General features: G+C 33.6%; 18 protein-coding genes and 1 tRNA gene. 13 read left to right on the forward strand and 6 right to left on the reverse strand.

Annotated elements, in window-relative coordinates; all coding sequences use genetic code 11:
• The first annotated feature begins 3 nt into the window (after positions 1–3).
• The 10 genes from FUA24_RS08410 (at position 4) to FUA24_RS08455 (ending at position 12,316) form a co-directional block, all read left to right on the forward strand.
• The gene (locus FUA24_RS08410) at positions 4–375 is read left to right on the forward strand and encodes a cupin domain-containing protein (protein WP_148541305.1); all 372 of its coding nucleotides are present in this window, start codon (positions 4–6) and stop codon (positions 373–375) included.
• Positions 376–787: 412 nt separating this feature from the next.
• A complete protein-coding gene (locus tag FUA24_RS08415) occupies positions 788–3,892 on the forward strand; it encodes a SusC/RagA family TonB-linked outer membrane protein (RefSeq protein ID WP_148541307.1) in 3,105 nt (1,034 codons plus the stop codon).
• 35 nt (positions 3,893–3,927) lie between these two features.
• The gene (locus FUA24_RS08420) at positions 3,928–5,355 is read left to right on the forward strand and encodes a RagB/SusD family nutrient uptake outer membrane protein (RefSeq protein ID WP_148541309.1); all 1,428 of its coding nucleotides are present in this window, start codon (positions 3,928–3,930) and stop codon (positions 5,353–5,355) included.
• Between the two features lie 17 nt (positions 5,356–5,372).
• A complete protein-coding gene (locus FUA24_RS08425) occupies positions 5,373–6,317 on the forward strand; it encodes a PKD domain-containing protein (protein ID WP_148541311.1) in 945 nt (314 codons plus the stop codon).
• A 9-nt stretch (positions 6,318–6,326) separates the two neighbouring features.
• Positions 6,327–7,235, forward strand: coding sequence for a polysaccharide lyase family 7 protein (locus FUA24_RS08430; protein ID WP_148541313.1), 909 nt, complete (start codon positions 6,327–6,329; stop codon positions 7,233–7,235).
• A gap of 3 nt (positions 7,236–7,238) precedes the next feature.
• The gene (locus tag FUA24_RS08435) at positions 7,239–8,177 is read left to right on the forward strand and encodes a polysaccharide lyase family 7 protein (RefSeq protein ID WP_246147000.1); all 939 of its coding nucleotides are present in this window, start codon (positions 7,239–7,241) and stop codon (positions 8,175–8,177) included.
• A gap of 191 nt (positions 8,178–8,368) precedes the next feature.
• Positions 8,369–9,064: a FadR/GntR family transcriptional regulator gene (locus tag FUA24_RS08440; protein WP_148541315.1), complete on the forward strand. Its 696-nt coding sequence runs from the start codon at positions 8,369–8,371 to the stop codon at positions 9,062–9,064.
• A 243-nt stretch (positions 9,065–9,307) separates the two neighbouring features.
• Positions 9,308–10,606 (forward strand): MFS transporter, encoded by a 1,299-nt coding sequence (locus FUA24_RS08445; protein ID WP_148541317.1) that lies wholly within the window; start codon positions 9,308–9,310, stop codon positions 10,604–10,606.
• Positions 10,607–10,650: 44 nt separating this feature from the next.
• The gene (locus FUA24_RS08450) at positions 10,651–11,415 is read left to right on the forward strand and encodes an SDR family NAD(P)-dependent oxidoreductase (protein ID WP_148541319.1); all 765 of its coding nucleotides are present in this window, start codon (positions 10,651–10,653) and stop codon (positions 11,413–11,415) included.
• 145 nt (positions 11,416–11,560) lie between these two features.
• Positions 11,561–12,316 (forward strand): SDR family NAD(P)-dependent oxidoreductase, encoded by a 756-nt coding sequence (locus FUA24_RS08455; RefSeq protein ID WP_148541321.1) that lies wholly within the window; start codon positions 11,561–11,563, stop codon positions 12,314–12,316.
• 108 nt (positions 12,317–12,424) lie between these two features.
• Here FUA24_RS08455 and FUA24_RS08460 read toward each other — a convergent pair whose 3' ends face one another.
• Entirely contained in the window at positions 12,425–12,868 is a 444-nt protein-coding gene (locus FUA24_RS08460; protein WP_246147001.1) for a MerC domain-containing protein, read from the reverse strand.
• A 43-nt stretch (positions 12,869–12,911) separates the two neighbouring features.
• Here FUA24_RS08460 and FUA24_RS08465 point away from each other — a divergent pair, with 43 nt between their 5' ends.
• Complete coding sequence (locus FUA24_RS08465) at positions 12,912–13,289, forward strand: Fur family transcriptional regulator (protein ID WP_148541324.1); 378 nt, start codon at positions 12,912–12,914, stop codon at positions 13,287–13,289.
• Between the two features lie 62 nt (positions 13,290–13,351).
• Here FUA24_RS08465 and FUA24_RS08470 read toward each other — a convergent pair.
• Positions 13,352–13,425: transfer RNA gene (locus FUA24_RS08470), tRNA-Met, on the reverse strand.
• A 133-nt stretch (positions 13,426–13,558) separates the two neighbouring features.
• Between FUA24_RS08470 and FUA24_RS08475 the strand changes: the two genes are divergently transcribed.
• Complete coding sequence (locus tag FUA24_RS08475; protein WP_148541326.1) at positions 13,559–13,951, forward strand: START-like domain-containing protein; 393 nt, start codon at positions 13,559–13,561, stop codon at positions 13,949–13,951.
• A 65-nt stretch (positions 13,952–14,016) separates the two neighbouring features.
• A complete protein-coding gene (locus FUA24_RS08480) occupies positions 14,017–14,859 on the forward strand; it encodes an aminotransferase class IV (protein WP_148541328.1) in 843 nt (280 codons plus the stop codon).
• Here FUA24_RS08480 and FUA24_RS08485 read toward each other — a convergent pair.
• The 4 genes from FUA24_RS08485 to FUA24_RS08500 all read right to left on the reverse strand — a co-directional run bounded on the left by FUA24_RS08485 (position 14,856) and on the right by FUA24_RS08500 (position 18,855).
• Positions 14,856–15,416 carry a YqgE/AlgH family protein gene (locus FUA24_RS08485; protein WP_148541330.1) on the reverse strand — a complete coding sequence of 187 codons (561 nt, stop codon included), beginning with the start codon at positions 15,414–15,416 and terminating at the stop codon, positions 14,856–14,858. The two genes, FUA24_RS08480 and FUA24_RS08485, sit on opposite strands and share 4 nt — an antisense overlap.
• A gap of 128 nt (positions 15,417–15,544) precedes the next feature.
• Entirely contained in the window at positions 15,545–15,817 is a 273-nt protein-coding gene (locus FUA24_RS08490) for an HU family DNA-binding protein (RefSeq protein WP_148541332.1), read from the reverse strand.
• Positions 15,818–16,006: 189 nt separating this feature from the next.
• Positions 16,007–16,954, reverse strand: coding sequence for a methionyl-tRNA formyltransferase (gene fmt / locus FUA24_RS08495; RefSeq protein ID WP_148541334.1), 948 nt, complete (start codon positions 16,952–16,954; stop codon positions 16,007–16,009).
• Entirely contained in the window at positions 16,951–18,855 is a 1,905-nt protein-coding gene (locus FUA24_RS08500; RefSeq protein WP_148541335.1) for a RecQ family ATP-dependent DNA helicase, read from the reverse strand. The genes fmt and FUA24_RS08500 overlap by 4 nt, the downstream gene beginning before the upstream one ends.
• Positions 18,856–18,857: the final 2 nt, after the last annotated feature.

Below are 18,857 nucleotides of genomic sequence, written 5' to 3' on the forward strand. Positions count from 1 at the left end.
ATTATGAAACGATTTAGTGATAAGTACATCATCACAAAAGGGATGGATTGGGAAGAACTTGGAGGAGGAGTATCAAGAAAGTTCTTAGGTTATGATAACCAAATTATGATGGTAAAAGTAAAATTTGAAAAAGGAGCGCTGGGATCTCCACATCAACATTTCCATACACAAGCTACGTATTGTGTTTCAGGAAAGTTTGAATTTGAGATTGATGGCGTTAAGCAAATTGTAGAGGCAGGCGACGGTGTTTATATAGAACCAAACTTATTACATAGTGCTGTTTGTTTGGAAGCGGGTGTTTTAATTGACACATTTAGCCCTGTTAGAGAAGACTTCTTAACAGGTGGTGGTGTATCATATTTCGGAAATAAATAAGCCTAACGAAGAGATTATAGGTCTAATTCACAGAAAATTAGAAGAGAAACATGTTAAATTTCTATTATAATTTGATTTAACAAAAAAATAACATATATTTGGGAAACCAATCTGGTTTACCAGTTTGGTTTACCAAAAACTAAACTAAATGTATAACACTTCTAAAACTCAATTTTATTTATGACAAAAAATAAAAAAGGACAGGTGCACGCCTATCCTTTTTAAACTATTTACTTCTTTTCGGAGGGAAGTAAAAATTAATACACATATTGCTTTGCAATGCATGCATATTCAAAATTACAAAAAATTTGTTGAAGATTATGTTTGTGGGCAATTAGTATTGATTGATTAAAAAATGAATTAGTCTTTAAAAGCTAATCAGATTTAACAATTTAAACTAAAAAGACAGATTATGAATTTAAAAATTAAGCTAACTTTTATTGCAACATTGCTCTTTAATGTTGTTCTGATTGCACAAGGCGGAATCACTGTAAAAGGAGCTGTTGTCTCTGCTACAGACAACGTTCCCATTCCTGGTGTAAATGTAATAGTGGTGAATTCAACAAAGGGTACCACGACAGATTTTGATGGAAACTATCAAATTCAAGTAAATAAAGGAGATGTTTTACAATTCTCTTATGTTGGTTTTGTTTCTCAAACTGCAATAGTAGGGGATCAAACAACAATAAATGTATCTCTATCTGAAGATTTAGCACAATTAGATGAAGTAGTAGTGGTAGGTTATGGAACACAAAAGAAATCTCATCTTACAGGATCTATTTCAAAAGTTACAAACGAAAAGTTAGACCAGGTAGCGGTTGCTAGGGTAGATGATGCTTTAGTAGGGCAAGTATCTGGTGTTAACATCCAAGCTACAGATGGTGAGGCTGGTGCTGCACCTACAGTAACTATTCGTGGTGTTGGTTCCATGGCTGGGGATTCTACTCCTTTAATTGTTGTAGATGGTGTAATTGTAGACTCAGATTTCTTAGGGTCTCTTAATATGAACGATGTACAATCTTTTGAAATTTTAAAAGATGCCGCGTCATCATCTATTTATGGATCTAAAGGTGCTAACGGTATTATAATGATATCCATGAAACCAGGTGTTGAAGGGAAAACAAAAATAAGTTATAACTCTTTTGTTGGTTTTAAAGAAGCAAGACATAGTGATGCCTATACATTCTCAATAGCAGAAACTGCTGCAGCAGAACTAGCGGCTAACGGTGTTTTATCTGATAGAACATTATATAAACAACAAATAGGTATAGATCGTTCTTGGCAAGATGTCATTTTTGATGGAGGCGTTATTACAAGTCATTCTCTATCCTTAAGAGGAGGTAATTCTAAAACAAAATTTGCTACGAGTTTAAACTATTCTGATGATGAAGGGGTGTTATTAACCGATAATTTTGAAAGATATGGTGTTAGACTTAAGGTAGACTCAAAGCTTAATGATAAAATATCTATTGGAGCAAGTTTTACACCGTCATTTACTAAAAGAAGACGTTTTGATGGATCTACTCATGATATTTTAAGACAAACTAACTGGTTACCAGTTTATCACGATGCCAATACAATTCAGTATGTGGACAGAAACATTTATCCAGATGTGCAAATAGGCGATTATGCTACCCAACGTCATTTTGATAACTATGATTTATATGGAGATGGTAGTACACTTGTAGATATTAGTAATACATCAAACACTAACCCAGCAGCAAAGGTTCTTGAACGCGAACGTTTTGATAATAAATTTAAAATGTTTGGTAGCTTTTATGGGCAATATAATATTATTGAAGGCTTGAGTTTTAGAACCATGCTTTCAGGGTCTTATCAAGACACAAAAAGATCTAGATGGCAAGGTGTTCTTTCCAATAGAAATGGTGCTTCAGCAGCCTCTATGAACGAGATTACTCAAAGAAGTACTTATATCATTTCAGATAACTTCTTTAACTATAATAAAACTCTAGGTAAGCATGATATAGGAGCAACTTTAGGGGTTGTATTCGAATCTAGAGATGAGTTCTTTTCAACAATAACAGGTACTGGATATACAAATGATGGTGTTAAGCAAATAGCGAATGCCTCTTTAATCTCTAATGCAGATGCCTTTGAATGGGAAAAGAAAGGAATATCATATGTATCTAGATTCAATTACGCTTACGACAATAAATATTTAGCTTCTATTAGTTTAAGACGTGATGGAAGTTCAATATTTGGATCAGATTATAAATATGGTAATTTCCCAGCAGCTTCATTAGGTTGGAATATTTCTAACGAAGAATTTTTAGCAGATAGTGAGGTAATTAGTAATTTAAAACTTAGAGCTAGTTACGGTGTAACAGGTAACGACCGTTTAAATACAGGAAGTGTAGATCCAAACGTAAGTAGTAGCACGAGTGGTTTAAGTACTGGTGACAAACTGGTTGACTTTTATCCATCTTTAGCTTTATTACAAGCTACAACTGCAAGTGTAAATGGTGGTCTGCAATCTGGTTTCTCGCCATTAAATATTGCTAACCCAGAATTGAAATGGGAGCGTTTAATTGAGATTAACCCAGGTATTGATTTCGGTTTATTTAATAACAGAATTTCTGGTTCTATAGATTGGTATCAAAGAACAAGTGATCAGTTATTATTAAACAATCCAGTGTCATATACAACAGGTTTTTCTAATGCATTAGTAAACTTAGGAGAAGTTAAAAATGAAGGTTTTGAGATTGAGTTAAGAACTCGAAATATTTCAACAGAAAACTTCAACTGGAAATCTACTTTAATTGCTACAACAAATGAAAATACATTAGTTGATTTTGCCGATTCTAACGGACAAATTCAAAATGTAGATTCTAAGAGAGCAGCAGAATGGATTAATCTTGAAGGGATGCCAATTTCAACATATTATGGTTGGGTTGTAGATAGAGATATTCCTTTAGAATACTTAAACAATGCGTATCATCCAGTAGGAGGTGAGGCTCAAGATGTTTACGTTAAAGATTTAAATGGTGATGGTATTATTGATGACGAAGATAAAGCGCCATTAGGAGACCCTTATCCAGAATTAGTTTGGAGTTTTACAAACGAATTTAAACTTGGTCCTGTAGATTTTAGCTTTATGTTCCAAGGTTCACATGGTGCCGAAATTAGAAACATGGGAGATCAATACATATTTAATCACTTTAATAGCTCTCAAGATTTTAATACATCTACTACACCAGACCAAGATTTTATTAAACAAAAAATATTTACAGATGATATCATACAAGATGCGTCTTACATAGCATTACGTAATGTAAATATTGGGTATACTTTCCCGCAAGACTTCTTATCTAAATTTAATATTACCAAGTTAAGAGTGTATGCAACAGGGCAAAATTTAATGTACAAAACTGCCGATGATTACACTGGTTTCAATCCAGAATCAATTGATAGAACAAGCCCAACAACATATGGGTATCAAAGAGCAGGGTCGCCTATATATAGAACCATATCTTTTGGATTAAATCTTGATTTCTAAGAATGTGCAGTTTAATAAATAATTACAGAGATATTATGAAACAATTAAAATATATAGCTTTATTACTTACCGCGGTAAGTGTAGTCACCTCTTGTAGTAGTGATTATTTAGAGCCGGTTCCAGATTCTGGTATAACAGCAGATGCTTACTTTAATAATGCCAATGAGGTTGAAACTGGAGTAATTGCCATTTATGATGCATGGCAAGGTGTTAACGATAATGATTTAAGTAATAACCACAGTGTGCAATACGAGTTTTACCTTACTGAAATGCGCAGTGACAATACAAGAACTAAGAGTCAGGAAGGTGAAGCGGCTCAGTTTGAGTTTTACAATGTAGAAGCAACAAACGGTATTGTTGGTAACTACTACGCAAGTATGTATAGCGTCATTTTTAGATCAAACATTGTTCTAGAAAATTTAGGTGTTGTAACCGATGCAAATTTAGCAGCTTCGTTTGAGGCAGAAGCTAAGTTTAATAGAGCATTAGCTTATTTTAACTTAGTAAGGTTGTATGGAGATGTGCCTTTAGTAGATAAAGTAATTACACCTTTAGATACAGAAACACAATATACCAGAGTAGCTACTTCAACAATTTATGATTTAATAGTTAGTGATTTAACAACCGCAATTGATGGTTTAGATAATACTTATAAAACTAGAGCTTCAAGAGCTGCTGCTCAAGGAATATTAGCCAAAGTACAGTTAACTTTAGGAAATTACTCTGAGGCACAATCTTTATGTGAAGCTGTAATGGCTAGTGGATTCTCATTACAACCTAACTTTAATGACATATTCTATAACGAAAGAAATAGTGAAATCATTTTTGCTATAGGTTATGAGTCTGCTCTGTCTTCAGATAGTCAAAATTTCTCAGCAGAATGGATGAATGGTGTTGGTAGAACCGCTGGTGTAAACTATGTTACAGATGATGTAATTACAGCCTTAACAGATTTTGGTGGAGACAGAACACAATATTCTTTTAGAAATGATCCAAGTCAAACTTCACAAAATCAGGTAACAAAATATTTACCTAATGGTGAAGATGGAGGAGCAGATGGAAAAACTTTTGTGAATGACGCTACTTTGGCTGGAAATGACTGGATTGTTTTACGTTATGCAGATGTTCTACTAATGCATGCGGAGGCCATTTTAGCTGGAGGAAATGAAACAACTGATGCAGCAGCATTGGCATCTTTCCAAATGGTTAGAGATAGAGCAGGTTTACCAACAACAGTTACAATAATAACAAAAGACGCGCTATTATTAGAAAGACGTGTAGAGTTGGCTTTTGAAAATCAAAGGTTATTTGATTTAATCCGTTTTGGAAGAGCAGAGGCAGTGCTTTCGGCATTTTCTGCTGCTAACGGTTTAGGTTATACGACTTCAGATTTATTGTTACCAATCCCTCAAAGAGAGATTAACCTTAGTAAAGGTGCTATGAGCCAGAACCCTGGTTATTAATAAATAAAAGAATTAAGATGAAAAAAATTAATTTAAAAACACGTTTATCGATAACAATAAAGAGCGTTTTAGCTATAGTTTTAATGAGCTCTGTGTTATCATGTGATCCTACTTTAGACTCTTTGTCTTATGATTTGCCAGAAGCAAATTCTAAAGAAGATGAAACACCACCAGCTGCTAGTTTTACGGCATCTGAGACGGAAGACTTTTTAACATGGACTTTTGGAAACACGTCTTCTAGTGCAACAGATTATGTTTGGAATTATGGAGATGGAAATTCATCTAATGGAGTAGATGGAGAAAATACGTTTCCAGATGAAGGTACTTATACCGTTACCTTAACAGCAACAGATAAATTAGGTGTATCTAGTACATTCTCAATGGATATTGTTGTTGAAGAACCCCCAATTCCTGCAGCTATTAATCCAACTATAATAAATGGAGATTTTAGTGATGGTCAGAGTGATTGGAAATTCTCAACTTTTTCAGGAGGAACAACAAGTCCGTTTAATTCAAGTAGTGATGGCTCTAATTTTAACTATGACGGTTCTGATAACGGTTCTAAAACACCAGGAGCTAAATGGACAAATGGAACATCATCAGGAATTTACAGAAGTTCGTCTTCTAGATATGCATACCAAGCTTTAACAGTTTCACCAGGACGTGAGTATGTTTTAGAGTATGAATATGCTATTAAAAATGATAATGGTACTAATACAGGTGCAAAAATAGTTGGAGAGATTTTAGATGGTCACTTTAATGATGGTGCAGATGCTATTATAAGTTCAGACGCAGGTCCAATTGTTAGAAATGAAGGCGGAAACCTTTTAGGTAAAGGTAATTTTACCTTGGTAAGACAACAATTTACAGCAAATGATTCTGGTTTAGTTTCTATCCTTATTTGGGGTGAGACACAACAGGACGCATATGTGGATAATGTAAAAGTGTATCCAGCAGAATAGTTATTTGAGATGAGTTATATCCGAAAAGACATATTAACAACAATTTTAATAGTTTTTATATCTGTAAACGCTACCTGTCAGAATAAGGTAGGTGGCGTTTCAGAATCGGATGTTAAAGTTGTAAAAAAGAAGAAGAAAAAAAAGGTGAAGCTTCCAAAAATAGATTTAAGTCATTGGAAGGTGACCTTACCAGTAACAACCCCTGAAGGTAAACCAGTGGAGATAGCACCACCTGAAATTGAAAATTTTGCTAGTATGGAAGTAGCAAAACCCTATATGTATATAGATTCAACAAAGGGCGCTATTGTATTTCATGCAATGCCTACTAAGTCTAAAACTAGAAATACAAAGTATACTAGGTCTGAACTTAGAGAACAAATGAAACCTGGTGATAATAATGTGAATTGGACTTTTGCAGATGGAGCTTATATGCGAGGTAAATTGGCAATGGACGCTTCTACCAAAGATGCAGAAGGAAAGTATCATAGAACGATTATTATGCAAATTCATGGGCGTCTTACCAATGAGCAACGCGATTTAATTGGTGCCGATGATAATAATGCGCCTCCCATTTTAAAGATTTATTGGGATAGGGGAAAGATTAGAGTTAAAACTAAAGTTTTAAAAGATCCAAATGCTGGAGTTCCTGAAATTCTTCATGAAGAGGCTTGGGGAGATGATGAAGGCTTTAATTTTGAGGAAGAGGTTGGTTTTAAGAAGTTTACTTTAGAAGTAAAAGTTTCTGAAGGTAAAATGGTAGTTATTTTAAACAAAAATGAATTTAAAGTTTACAAAAACATTCATATGAAAAAATGGGGTGTTTTTGAAAACTACTTCAAAGCAGGTAACTATTTTCAAACTAGAGACAAAGGGGCTTTTTCTAAGGTTAGATTTTACGAGTTAGAAGTAAGTCATTAATATATGATGAATAAGAGTAACATATTAAACGTAATAAAAACACTAGTTGTACTAATGATGTTTGGTATGCTGTCTATTTCCTGCAGTAGCAATAATGAAATAGAAAATAGACCAAAACCTGTTGCAAATCAGGAGGAAGAAGAACAAGATAATGAGGAGGAGGAGGAAGAAGAAACTCAAAATTATAAATTGCCTAACATCGATTTAAACAATTGGAAAGTAACATTACCAATTGGGGATCCAACAGAGGTTGAACCTCCAGAAATATTAAACTATGCTACTAATGAAACTTTAAAACCATTTTTTTATAACGATTCTGTGAATGGTGCTTTAGTTTTTCATACATATCCAGGCACATCAACCGCAAACTCGTCCTATTCTAGAACCGAGTTAAGAGAACAAATGGTACCTGGAAGTAACAGTACAAATTGGACCTTTAAACAAGGAGGAACAATGAAGGGAAAGTTACAAATGAGCGAAGTTTCTAAAGATAGCAACAATAAATATCACAGAACCATTATTATGCAAATCCATGGACGCTTAACCAATGCCCAAAGAGATTTAATAGGTGAAGATGATAATAATGCGCCACCAATGCTTAAAATATATTGGCATTATGGCTACGTTAGAGTAAAAACAAAGGTGTTGAAGAACTTAAATGCCTCAGACACAGAAATATTGCATACCAGTGCTTGGGGAGATGATGAGGGGTATAATTTTGAGGAGTACGTCGGTTTCAATCCCTTTACTTTAGAAGTAAAAGTTTCTGAAGGTAAAATGGAGGTTATTTTAAATGATACGGAAAACGTTGTTTATAATGACGTACATATGGAGAAATGGGGTGTCTTTGAAAATTATTTTAAGGCAGGAAATTATTTAGCAACCAAAGACGAAGGTGCTTTTGCAACACTAAAGTATTATGAACTAGAGGTTAATCATTAGGAAGAATGTTGATAAAGCATTTAAAATTTGATGACAAGGTAAAAAATGGATTGAGCAATTTTTTTTAATTTTAACAAATTGGTTACCCAGTTTTATAGCCAAGGAAATGAAGTTTTAAAGATTATAAAATAGCAGGTATAGAAAAAACAAATAGTTGGATTTCTATTTAGTAGATATAAAAAAGTAAGCATATGAAGTTAGAAGCAGTTACATTAAATCAAGAGATACAGAATGACATAATCGCTAAGATTAGAGATCTAATTAATTATAAAAATCTTGAACCAGGAGATAAGTTGCCGTCAGAAAGAATGCTTGCAGAAAGGTTTGAAGTAACACGAAGTAACGTTAGGGATGCCATTCAGAAGTTGGAGTTTTATGGCTTGTTAAAATCAATTCCTCAAAGTGGAACCTTTGTAGCTAATATTGGGGTTATAGCTTTAAATGGAATGATAGAGGATATTTTGAGATTAGATAAACCTGATTTCAAATCTCTTGTAGAAACAAGAATTCTTTTAGAGTTAAAAACAGCGAGTTTAGCGGCAACAAGAAGAACTGAGGCAGACTTAGAACATATGAAAGAAACCCTTGATGCCTACAATAAAAAGGTAATGAATAACGAAGATGCCGTTCAGGAAGATTTACTTTTTCATTTGGCTATAGCAAAAGCAAGTGGTAATAGTACAATGAATACCTTAATGTTAACTATTACACCCGAAATTATAACAAATTTTGAAAAATACCATGTTTGTGATGAAGATCAATCATTTTTAGGAATTCAAGAACATACAGATATTTTTGAAGCGATTAAAAATCAAGATCCAGCATTAGCCAAAGAAAAAATGAAGGTTCACTTTAAAGCATTATATCAGTATTGTTATAGTGAATAATATAAAATAATAACTAGTCGAAGTTAGGAGTGCACGCCTTAACATCGATTTTAAATATAAGAAGTAGGAGGGAAGTAAATACATATGTATTTCTTCACAAAAGAGGCACTTAGGTAGCCTAAGATTTTAGAATATTCTTTTTGAGTAATGCTGATGACATCAGCACTAGGATACTTTTACCTTAAAATAAGGTAATAAAACGCTAACTTAAAAAGGCAAAAACTAAATAAAATAACAAAGTATATGAAATTAAAAGGTTTACGATGGTGGGTTGTTGGGCTTATAGCCTTAGCAACAATTATCAACTATATTGATAGACAATCACTAAGTGTATTGTGGCCAGAAATAGCAGGAGATTTATATCCGGATAAAACAGCAGATGAGCATAAATCCATTTATGCATATATCTCAATAATTTTTGTGTTTTCTTATGCTTTTGGACAAGCAATTTTTGGAAAAATATTTGATTGGGTCGGAACCCGTATAGGATTTGCGCTCTCCATTGGTATTTGGTCTATTGCCACCGCACTGCATGCACTAGCAAAAGGCTTGTTAAGTTTTGGGATTTTTAGAGGTATTTTAGGAATAGCTGAAGCAGGGAACTGGCCAGGAGCAACAAAAGGAAACGCAGAATGGTTCCCAACAAAAGAAAGAGCTTTAGCTCAAGGAATCTTTAACTCTGGGGCAGCCATTGGCGGTATTATATCCATTCCGTTAATTGCTTATTTAACAATACATTTTAGTTGGCAAGCTATTTTTGTTCTAGTTGGATTAGCTGGACTATTATGGTTAATTCCATGGTTAATTCTTGTAAAAGCGCCGCCAAAATCTCACCCTTGGATAACAGATGCAGAAAGAGAATATATCCTAACAGGTCAGAAGAATCAAGATGTTGATGCAGACGGAACATATGATGAAGGATACAACCCTTCAGTTAAAGAACTATTATCTAGAAAACAGAGCTGGGGTGTAATTGTTGCCTCTGCAGTAATTGATCCTATTTGGTGGTTATTCGTTTTCTGGATTCCAATTTATCTTTTTGAAGTATATGGCATGGATGTAAAAACCATTGGTATTTATGGTTGGGTTCCCTATGTAGGGGCTATGCTAGGTGCTTGGTTTGGTGGTTTATTAGCACAAAACAGAATAAAAGCAGGTTGGACGGTAGATAAAACTAGAAAGTTGGTTATCACTTTGGGGTGTTTAATAATGTTACCATCCTTATTGGCAATGGCTAATCCTGGAGCACCAACTACTGCTGTTATTATCATGGCCATTATACTATTTGGTTTCCAAACGGCCATAGGAAATGTACAAACGCTTCCAAGCGATTATTTTGGAGGTAAAACAGTAGGGACTTTGGCAGGTTTTTCAGGAATGGCAGCAAAACTTACTGCATCGGGATTAACATATTTGGTACCAATATTAACAATGGGAGGTAATTATACACCAGCATTTATTATTGGTGCAGCATTAGCAATTATTGCACTTGCAAGCATTTGGATATTATGCGGAAAAATAGAACCACTAAAGGCAAAATAGAATAAAAATTAAAATAATATATAAAACAAGTAAAAGTAAAGAATATGAGTAGTTTAGACAATAAAATAGCGGTGATAACGGGTGCCACAGGAGGTATTGGTTTTCAAGTGGCTAAAAGACTTGGACAAGATGGTTATACTGTAGTTTTAAATGGTATTGAAGATGAAGCTGGAGCAGAAAGAGTAGCTCAACTTAAGGCCGAAGGTATCAATGCGGAATACTATGGTTTTGATGTTACAAAAGAGGAAGCTGTAACAGTGAACATTCAAAAAATCGGAGAGAAATATGGAAAAATTGATGTACTTGTAAATAACGCCGGTGGCTTAGGAGGAAGATCGCGATTTGAAGATATGACAACAGAATTTTACAGGTTTGTAATGGCTTTAAATTTAGATTCAACATTTTTTGCATCCAGAGCTGCCATTCCATTTTTAAAGAAAAGTGATAATGCTTCAATAATTAATTACACCTCTAATGCCGGTTGGAATGCGGGTGGACCAGGAGCAGGAATTTATGGAACATCTAAAGCCGCCGTTCATACCATAACTAGAGCTTTGGCAAAAGACTTAGCAGAATACAACATTAGAGTAAATGCGGTTTCTCCAGGAACTATTGATACCGATTTTCACAAGCAAATTAAATCTACCAAACCAGAGGTATTTGCATCTTGGAAAAACAACATTATGTTAGGTAGACTAGGACAGCCAGAAGAAGTTGCAGGTGTTGTATCATTTTTAGCAAGTAAAGATGCTTCGTTTATCACTGCAGAAACGGTTCAAATTGGTGGGGGACAAGGTTTAGGAATTTAACATTATAAGTTTTAAAGGCGTATTGTTTTTATATACGCTAAAATCTTAACCAAACTATAATTTTGAGCAGAGTTATGGTTTGGTTTTGTTTTTAAATATCAATAAATTTAAGTAAATCATATAAGTTAACTTTTGGAGTCATGTTATGGGCAAACTAAATAATAAAATAGCTGTAGTAACAGGAGGTTCTAGAGATATTGGTAAAGCAATAGCTATTAAGCTAGCCAAAGAGGGAGCCAAAGTTGTGGTGAACTATTATAATTCTGAAGAAGGGGCAAAAGAAACAGTAAGAGAAATAGTTGCAATGGGAGGTGAAGCTGTTGCTGTTAAGGCAGATGTTTCTAAACTATCGGATATTAAGATGTTAAAAGACAAGTCTGTTGAAGCTTTTGGAAACACTGTAGATATATTAATAAATAATGCAGGAGGTCTATTCGCTAGAAAAACGTTAGCTGAACTAAATGAAGAATTTTATGATTTAGTAATGGGCGTGAATTTTAAGTCTACTGTTTTTGTCATGCAAGCGTTTGAGCCTTTATTTGTAAGAGGGAGTGCTATTATTAATATTTCTTCACAAGCTTCAAGAGATGGAGGAGGTGGAGGTTCTTCTTTATACGCTGCCTCTAAAGGCGCAGTTACAACTTTTACAAGATCCATGTCTAAAGAATTAGGGCCAAAGGGTATACGCGTAAATGCTGTATGTCCTGGATTAATTGGGACAAAATTTCATGATGATTTTACAAAGGATGATATTCGCCAAAAAGTTGCTGGAGCAACACCTTTAAAAAGGGAAGGACAAGCTGAAGAAGTAGCAGATTTAGTAGCTTACTTAGCTTCAGACGAGGCTTCTTTTATTAACGGAAATAATATTGATATTAATGGCGGATTAGCTTTCAGTTAATACTTTTTTATTAACAATTAAAAAGGCGATTTAGATTTATTCTGAAACGCCTTTTTGTTTTTCTATTCCATCTTTTATGGGTGGTTTATTATAGCTGTTTTCTTTTTGTTAAACATTATTTACGCAACATTCGGTGTCATCACAATGACAGTATTTACTATTATAAATATGCAATGCGATAAGTGCTATGGAAGGAAAATATACTACCGCTTCTGGTAAAGGAAGCCAATGTACTTTTTCATTTACAATAATAAAAGTTAAAAGCGCCCAGTTAAACCAAAGTAACTGTTTTACCCATTTCTTTGTAGTACTGCCTGCTGTTTTATATATTGCCATAAAGGAAAGCACCAAGAAAATGATATCTAAACAAGACCACCAAATAGGTTTCGCTTCATTTACATGAGCGCTATGGGCTTGAGCGATAAATAAAAAGGGTGTTGCCAAACAATGTATTAAACAAAGCGCACTTGATACAACACCTATAAAATCTGATTTTCTTAAAGACGTAAACATGAATTTAGTTCTAAATGCAACAAGGGTGCAAAAGTACATCAGTTTTTTGTTTATTGCAACATAGTTGCATTATATTTAAATTATGGGAATAACGAGACAAACTAAACAGGTAAAGAGAATTGTAGAAATTTTTGATAAAAAGAATAAAGCGATTTCTGTGGCTGACCTCGTGAAGATGCTGACTGCTGAAATGAATAAAACTACAGTTTACCGCATTCTTGATAAGCTAATGGAAGATGGTATTGTTCATTCATTTATTGGTAAAGGAGGGCTTAAATGGTATGCAAAATGTCAAAGCTGCTCATGCGAAAAACATAACGATATTCATCCGCATTTTCAATGTAAGTCTTGCGGTGTTGTAAAATGTTTGCCTACAAGTTTTGAGATCCCCCAGGCTAAAGGCTTTAAAGTAGAATCTGCAAGCTTATTGTTGGTTGGTGAGTGCGATGTATGCAGTTAATTTTAAAAAAGTATATGAAATAAAAAAGCTTGATATTATTCTATATCAAGCTTTTACTTTTGTAGCGAGATCGAGATTTGAACTCGAGACCTCCGGGTTATGAATCCGACGCTCTAACCAACTGAGCTACCTCGCCATAATTTTGTGGCTGCAAATATAAAAACATTATTAAAGCTAACAAATAATACTCAAATAAAATATTATTAAAAAAATTGCCTTACTTATCAATTAATGTATATATTAGGCAAAGTTAAAAATTCAAAGCACACATGGACGATAAAATTAGATTTGATATTGAATTTCCAATACACGCCTCACCTCAATTATTATTTCAATATATATCAACACCTTCTGGTTTATCAGAATGGTTTTCAGATAATGTAAACTCCAGAGGAGAACTGTTTACTTTCATATGGGATGATAGTGAAGAGCAGGCAAAATTGCTTAGTAAAAAAAGTGGTGAACGTGTAAAATTTAGATGGATAGAAGATGAAGAGGATAATGCTTCTTGTTACTTTGAAATTAGAATACAAGTGGATGAAATTACCAAAGATGTATCTTTAATGGTTACCGATTTTGCTGAAGAAGATGAAGTTGACGAAGCTAAAATGCTATGGGAAAATCAGATATCAGATTTAAAGCATGTATTAGGCTCAGTTTAGAATTTAAGTAGATTAATTAAGCTATATTTGTCCCGTTTTGATTAAGTATCAAGACGGGATTTTTTATGATAAATTTTAACGGAGATATTTTAGAAGATAACAGTGTGCTATCTATAGATAATAGAGGCTTTAATTATGGCGATGCGCTTTTTGAAACCATTAAAGTAAGTCATGGTAAACTACTTTTTTTAGAAGATCATTATTTTAGGTTAATGGCATCAATGCGTATTATGCGTATGGAGATTCCAATGAGTTTTACAATGGAATTTATTGAAGCCGAAATTCTAAAAACTTTAGAGCATAATGATTTGTTACAATCTACGGCTAGAGTAAAATTTATTGTGAACCGAAATACTGGAGGTTTATATACACCTACAGATAATAATGTGAGTTATGTAGTTTCTGTAAGGCCTTTAGATTCCAATTTTTATATATTGAATGAAGATGCTTATGAAGTTGATCTTTTTAAAGATTACTATGTGTCTCCAAGTTTATTATCTACGCTTAAAACTAATAATAAAGCTTTAAATGTAGTAGGAAGTATTTATGCCAAAGAAAATAACCTAAATAATTGCTTAATCTTAAATACGAATAAACAAGTAGTTGAAGCTTTAAACGGAAATATATTTGTGGTTAAAGGAAACACCATTAAGACCCCGCCATTAGCAGACGGATGTTTAAAGGGTGTTATGCGTAAGCAGATTATAGAGGTTTTAAAGAATATTGAAGATTATGAGTTGCTTGAAGCGTCTGTTTCTCCATTTGAACTTCAGAAAGCTGATGAGATTTTTATAACTAATGTTATTGCAGGGATACAACCAATAAGTAAATACAGGAAAAAAATCTTTACAACGGAAGTCGCAAAGTCATTAATAGGAAAACTTAATACCGCAATTAGATTAAGTTAATTGTAGTTAGGGTTTTCTGGAGCGTTAGACCAAATACTATATTCGCCACCAAACTCTAACATTTTTTCTTTCCAAAAGGATTTATAGTCTTTTTCTATGATCTCTTTTTTGTAGATATTTTCGGTTACAACCCAAGAGTTGGCTTTAAGTTCGTCATCCAACTGAAAAGCACTCCAACCGGAATAACCTAGAAAGAATTTAATATCATTTTCTTTTAAAATATCTGCAGCAATAAGTTCTACAACTTTATTAAAATCACCACCCCAATAAATACCAAGAGAAATTTCAATACTATCAGGAATTAAGTCTGGAACCTTGTGAATAAAGTAAAGATTATCTTGTTCTACAGGCCCACCATTATAAACTTTAAAATCTGCCTCAATTTCTAAAACCAGTTCATTAATGGTATAATCTAAAGGTTTGTTTAAAATAAAACCTATAGAGCCCTCTTCAGAATGATCAGCAATAAGAACAATAGATCTATTAAAGGAAACATCACCTATAATAGAAGGTTCTGCTATTAATAAATTTCCTTTTTTAGGTTTTAATGTAATCATATATTCAATGATTAAGATTAATTAAATCTAACATTTATTTATTAAAAAAGCAACTTTAGGAATTCAGGATATAAAAAAAGCCTTCATAATTATGAAGGCTTTTAAATTTTATAGGGAGTAACTAATAATTAGTTTACTGCGTTTGATAAATCTGCACCAGCTTTAAACTTAACAACGTTTTTAGCTTTGATTTTGATTGTCTCTCCAGTTTGAGGGTTTCTACCTTCTCTAGCAGCTCTTTTAGAAACAGACCAAGAACCAAATCCAACTAAAGAAACACGGTTACCTTTTTGTAAAGCACCTTCTATTTCAATAATTGCACATTCTAAAGCTTTTTTAGCAGCAGCTTTAGTAATTCCTGCGTGTTCTGCCATTGCGTCGATTAAATCTGTTTTGTTCATAATATAAAGTTTAATTATTAATAAATTGGTTAAACGTGATTGTTAAATCCTCTACAAATTTATACGGATAATCGTATCACGCAAGTAATAGCAAGGGAAATACAACGATTTGTTGATAACTTAAAGCTTTTGTTAATAAAGGGTACGATATTCTGCACGTTTCTTTGTATGGACAGTAGTAATAAGGGTTTAGAGCATTTTAGCATTGCTTTCAAAGGAAAATCCATTTAAAAAGGATTTTACATCCATATTTCGCTTTCCTGGAATCTTAATTTCTGTAATTTTAATGTATCCTTCTGAAACTGAAACTTTTAATTCGTTTTTGGTAAAAACTATTGTGCCAACTTCATTAGTATGCTCCTTTATTTCTTTTTCGGCTTTGTAAATTTTTATATCCAGTTTATCTTCTCCGTTAATTAAAGTACACCAAGCTGCTGGATACGGACTTAGGCCACGAATTTGATTATATATATGGTCTAAAGCTGCATTCCAGTCTATTTTACAATTATCCCTATTTAGTTTGTAAGCCGTTTTAATGTCGGCGGTATCTACTTGGGGTTTGGTTTTCACATTACCTTTTTGAATTAAGGCAACCGTTTTTAAAACTAAAGCACTACCTAAAGTCATAAGTTTATCATGCAAGCTTCCTGCATTTTCTGAAGCATCAATTGCAATGTCTTCTTGAAGAATCATTTCGCCTGTATCTATTTTTTCATCAATAAAAAAGGTAGAAACGCCTGTTTTAGTTTCACCATTAATAATAGCCCAGTTAATTGGAGCAGCTCCTCTATAATTAGGTAAGAGCGAAGCATGTAAATTAAAGGTACCATATTCTGGCATTTGCCAGACCACTTTTGGTAACATTCTAAAAGCTACTACAATTTGAAGATTAGCTTTTAACGCAGCTAATTCATTAATAAAGTCTTCACTTTTTAAATTAGTAGGTTGCAAGACGTTTAGGTTATTGGCTTTCGCATATTTTTTTACGGCACTTTCGTTTAGTTTACGTCCTCTTCCGGCAGGTTTGTCCGGAGCTGTAATAACCCCAACGATATTATAGTCGTTATCTACTAATGTTTTTAAGGTTGCAACCGCAAAATCTGGTGTACCCATAAAAACGATTCTTAAGTCCCTCATAAATGGCTTAGTTTATAAGTGTTTGTTTGTGTAATTATAATAATATTATGTTCTAACATAAGCTTTAAAACCGTTTTTAAATCCTGTTCAGAACATTTTAATTTAGAAACAATAGCTCTAGATGATAAGTCGCCTTTTTCTAAAAGCTCAATGATACGGCTTTTTAATGTTGAAACATCAACTTTTTTATCACTTTTTTTATTAGAAATACATACCGAACATATGCCACATGGTTCAACATGTTTTTCGCCAAAATAGGAGAGGAGCTGCACACTTTTGCATACCGTATCGTTTTCAATATAATCTAATACAGCCTGCACTTGTTGCTGTTTTAGCTTGTTCTGCTGTTCAATTGTTTTTGCAATTCTATTAATAGTTTTATCATCTTCCCTTGGCAAGATAAACGTAATTTGGGCGTCGGTCTTGGCAGAATTATAGGTTATAACACCGTCTTTTTCTAGCCTGTTTAAAGTTTCTAATAGTTTAGTTTCTGGTACCGATGCTTTTTGAGCTATTTTAAGGGTGTTTATTTTGGTTTCAAAGTCAAAAATGCCGCCATACATTCTTAGTATGGACTTTACCATAATATTTAAATCGTCATTTTTATCTAAATAATTAAAAATGGCAGGACTTTGCATTATAAATTGAACAGTAACATTGTTCTTAAATTGCTTAGATAGGTTAATGATACTATTTCTATCTAATAACTGCAGGGTATTATAGCACAATACCTGATTAAAATTATAGGTCTTGCAAAAGTCTGTGAAACTAAAATCAAAAACTTTATATTCTCCTTCGCCATAGGAAATCTGGAAGTAGTTACAGAGCTTTCTATAAACCTGTTTGGTATATTCTACGGTTGGTAAGATGCTTAAGAACTGATTTTTAACCAATTCAACATCGGCATTATCTTTTAATATAACAGCAAAAGCCTTTTCGCCATTTCTACCAGCTCTTCCGGCTTCTTGAAAATAACTTTCAATACTGTCTGGTAAGTTAATGTGAATTACGGTTTTAACATCAGGCTTGTCAATACCCATCCCAAAGGCATTAGTGGCCACCATAACTTGCTTTTGGTTGTTTAACCAAGCCGTCATATTAGCTTCTTTTTCAATATTAGAAAGTCCGCCGTGGTAATGCGTTGCGCTAATGTTTTTAGACTCTAAATGTCTAGATACCTCAATGGTTAATTTTCTGTTTCTTACATAAATAATTGAGGGTTGGGTGTATTTTTTTAAGATGGTCTCTAGGCGGTAGTATTTGTCGTGTTCATGATACACCATATACCCCAAATTTTCACGCAAAAAGGACTGTTTAAATATTTTAGGTTGAATAAAATCCAGCTCTTTTACAATATCTTCAACTACTTCTGGTTTTGCAGAGGCAGTTAAGGCCACAACATTTGCCGAAGGTTGTAGGCGTCTTAATAATGAAATGTTTTTATAAGATGGTCTAAAATCGTTACCCCATTGCGAAATACAATGTGCTTCATCTACTGCAATAAGGTTCACATTCATTTGCCGTATTCTATCTTGAACAAGTTCTTGTTGCAAGCGTTCAGGTGATAAGTATAGGAATTTGTAATTTCCGTAAATACAATTGTCTAAAAGTGTATCTAAGTCAGATTGTGAAATCCCACTAGTAATAGCCAGCGCTTTAATGCCCTTATTTTGTAAGGCCTGTACTTGGTCTTTCATGAGGGCAATTAAAGGCGATACTACAATACAGATGCCTTCCTTAATCAATGCTGGGACCTGAAAGCAAATAGATTTCCCACCACCTGTAGGCAATAATACAAAGGTATCATCACCGTTTAGAATGGCATCAATAATGGCTTCTTGATTGTTTCTAAATTCGGTGTAATTCCAATAACGTTCTAGTATGTTAATGGGATGTTCCATTG

This window comes from Seonamhaeicola marinus (genome assembly GCF_008085455.1).

Coding starts and splice junctions, on each gene's coding strand:
- FUA24_RS08485 (WP_148541330.1), bottom strand. CDS start 15,416: ATGATTACATTAAAACCTAAAAAAGGAAATTTATTAATAGCAGAACCT.
- fmt (WP_148541334.1), bottom strand. CDS start 16,954: ATGAGGGACTTAAGAATCGTTTTTATGGGTACACCAGATTTTGCGGTT.
- FUA24_RS08415 (WP_148541307.1), top strand. CDS start 788: ATGAATTTAAAAATTAAGCTAACTTTTATTGCAACATTGCTCTTTAAT.
- FUA24_RS08465 (WP_148541324.1), top strand. CDS start 12,912: ATGGGAATAACGAGACAAACTAAACAGGTAAAGAGAATTGTAGAAATT.
- FUA24_RS08450 (WP_148541319.1), top strand. CDS start 10,651: ATGAGTAGTTTAGACAATAAAATAGCGGTGATAACGGGTGCCACAGGA.
- FUA24_RS08475 (WP_148541326.1), top strand. CDS start 13,559: ATGGACGATAAAATTAGATTTGATATTGAATTTCCAATACACGCCTCA.
- FUA24_RS08440 (WP_148541315.1), top strand. CDS start 8,369: ATGAAGTTAGAAGCAGTTACATTAAATCAAGAGATACAGAATGACATA.
- FUA24_RS08500 (WP_148541335.1), bottom strand. CDS start 18,855: ATGGAACATCCCATTAACATACTAGAACGTTATTGGAATTACACCGAA.
- FUA24_RS08480 (WP_148541328.1), top strand. CDS start 14,017: ATGATAAATTTTAACGGAGATATTTTAGAAGATAACAGTGTGCTATCT.
- FUA24_RS08460 (WP_246147001.1), bottom strand. CDS start 12,868: ATGTACTTTTGCACCCTTGTTGCATTTAGAACTAAATTCATGTTTACG.
- FUA24_RS08490 (WP_148541332.1), bottom strand. CDS start 15,817: ATGAACAAAACAGATTTAATCGACGCAATGGCAGAACACGCAGGAATT.
- FUA24_RS08420 (WP_148541309.1), top strand. CDS start 3,928: ATGAAACAATTAAAATATATAGCTTTATTACTTACCGCGGTAAGTGTA.
- FUA24_RS08430 (WP_148541313.1), top strand. CDS start 6,327: ATGAGTTATATCCGAAAAGACATATTAACAACAATTTTAATAGTTTTT.
- FUA24_RS08425 (WP_148541311.1), top strand. CDS start 5,373: ATGAAAAAAATTAATTTAAAAACACGTTTATCGATAACAATAAAGAGC.
- FUA24_RS08435 (WP_246147000.1), top strand. CDS start 7,239: ATGATGAATAAGAGTAACATATTAAACGTAATAAAAACACTAGTTGTA.
- FUA24_RS08455 (WP_148541321.1), top strand. CDS start 11,561: ATGGGCAAACTAAATAATAAAATAGCTGTAGTAACAGGAGGTTCTAGA.
- FUA24_RS08410 (WP_148541305.1), top strand. CDS start 4: ATGAAACGATTTAGTGATAAGTACATCATCACAAAAGGGATGGATTGG.
- FUA24_RS08445 (WP_148541317.1), top strand. CDS start 9,308: ATGAAATTAAAAGGTTTACGATGGTGGGTTGTTGGGCTTATAGCCTTA.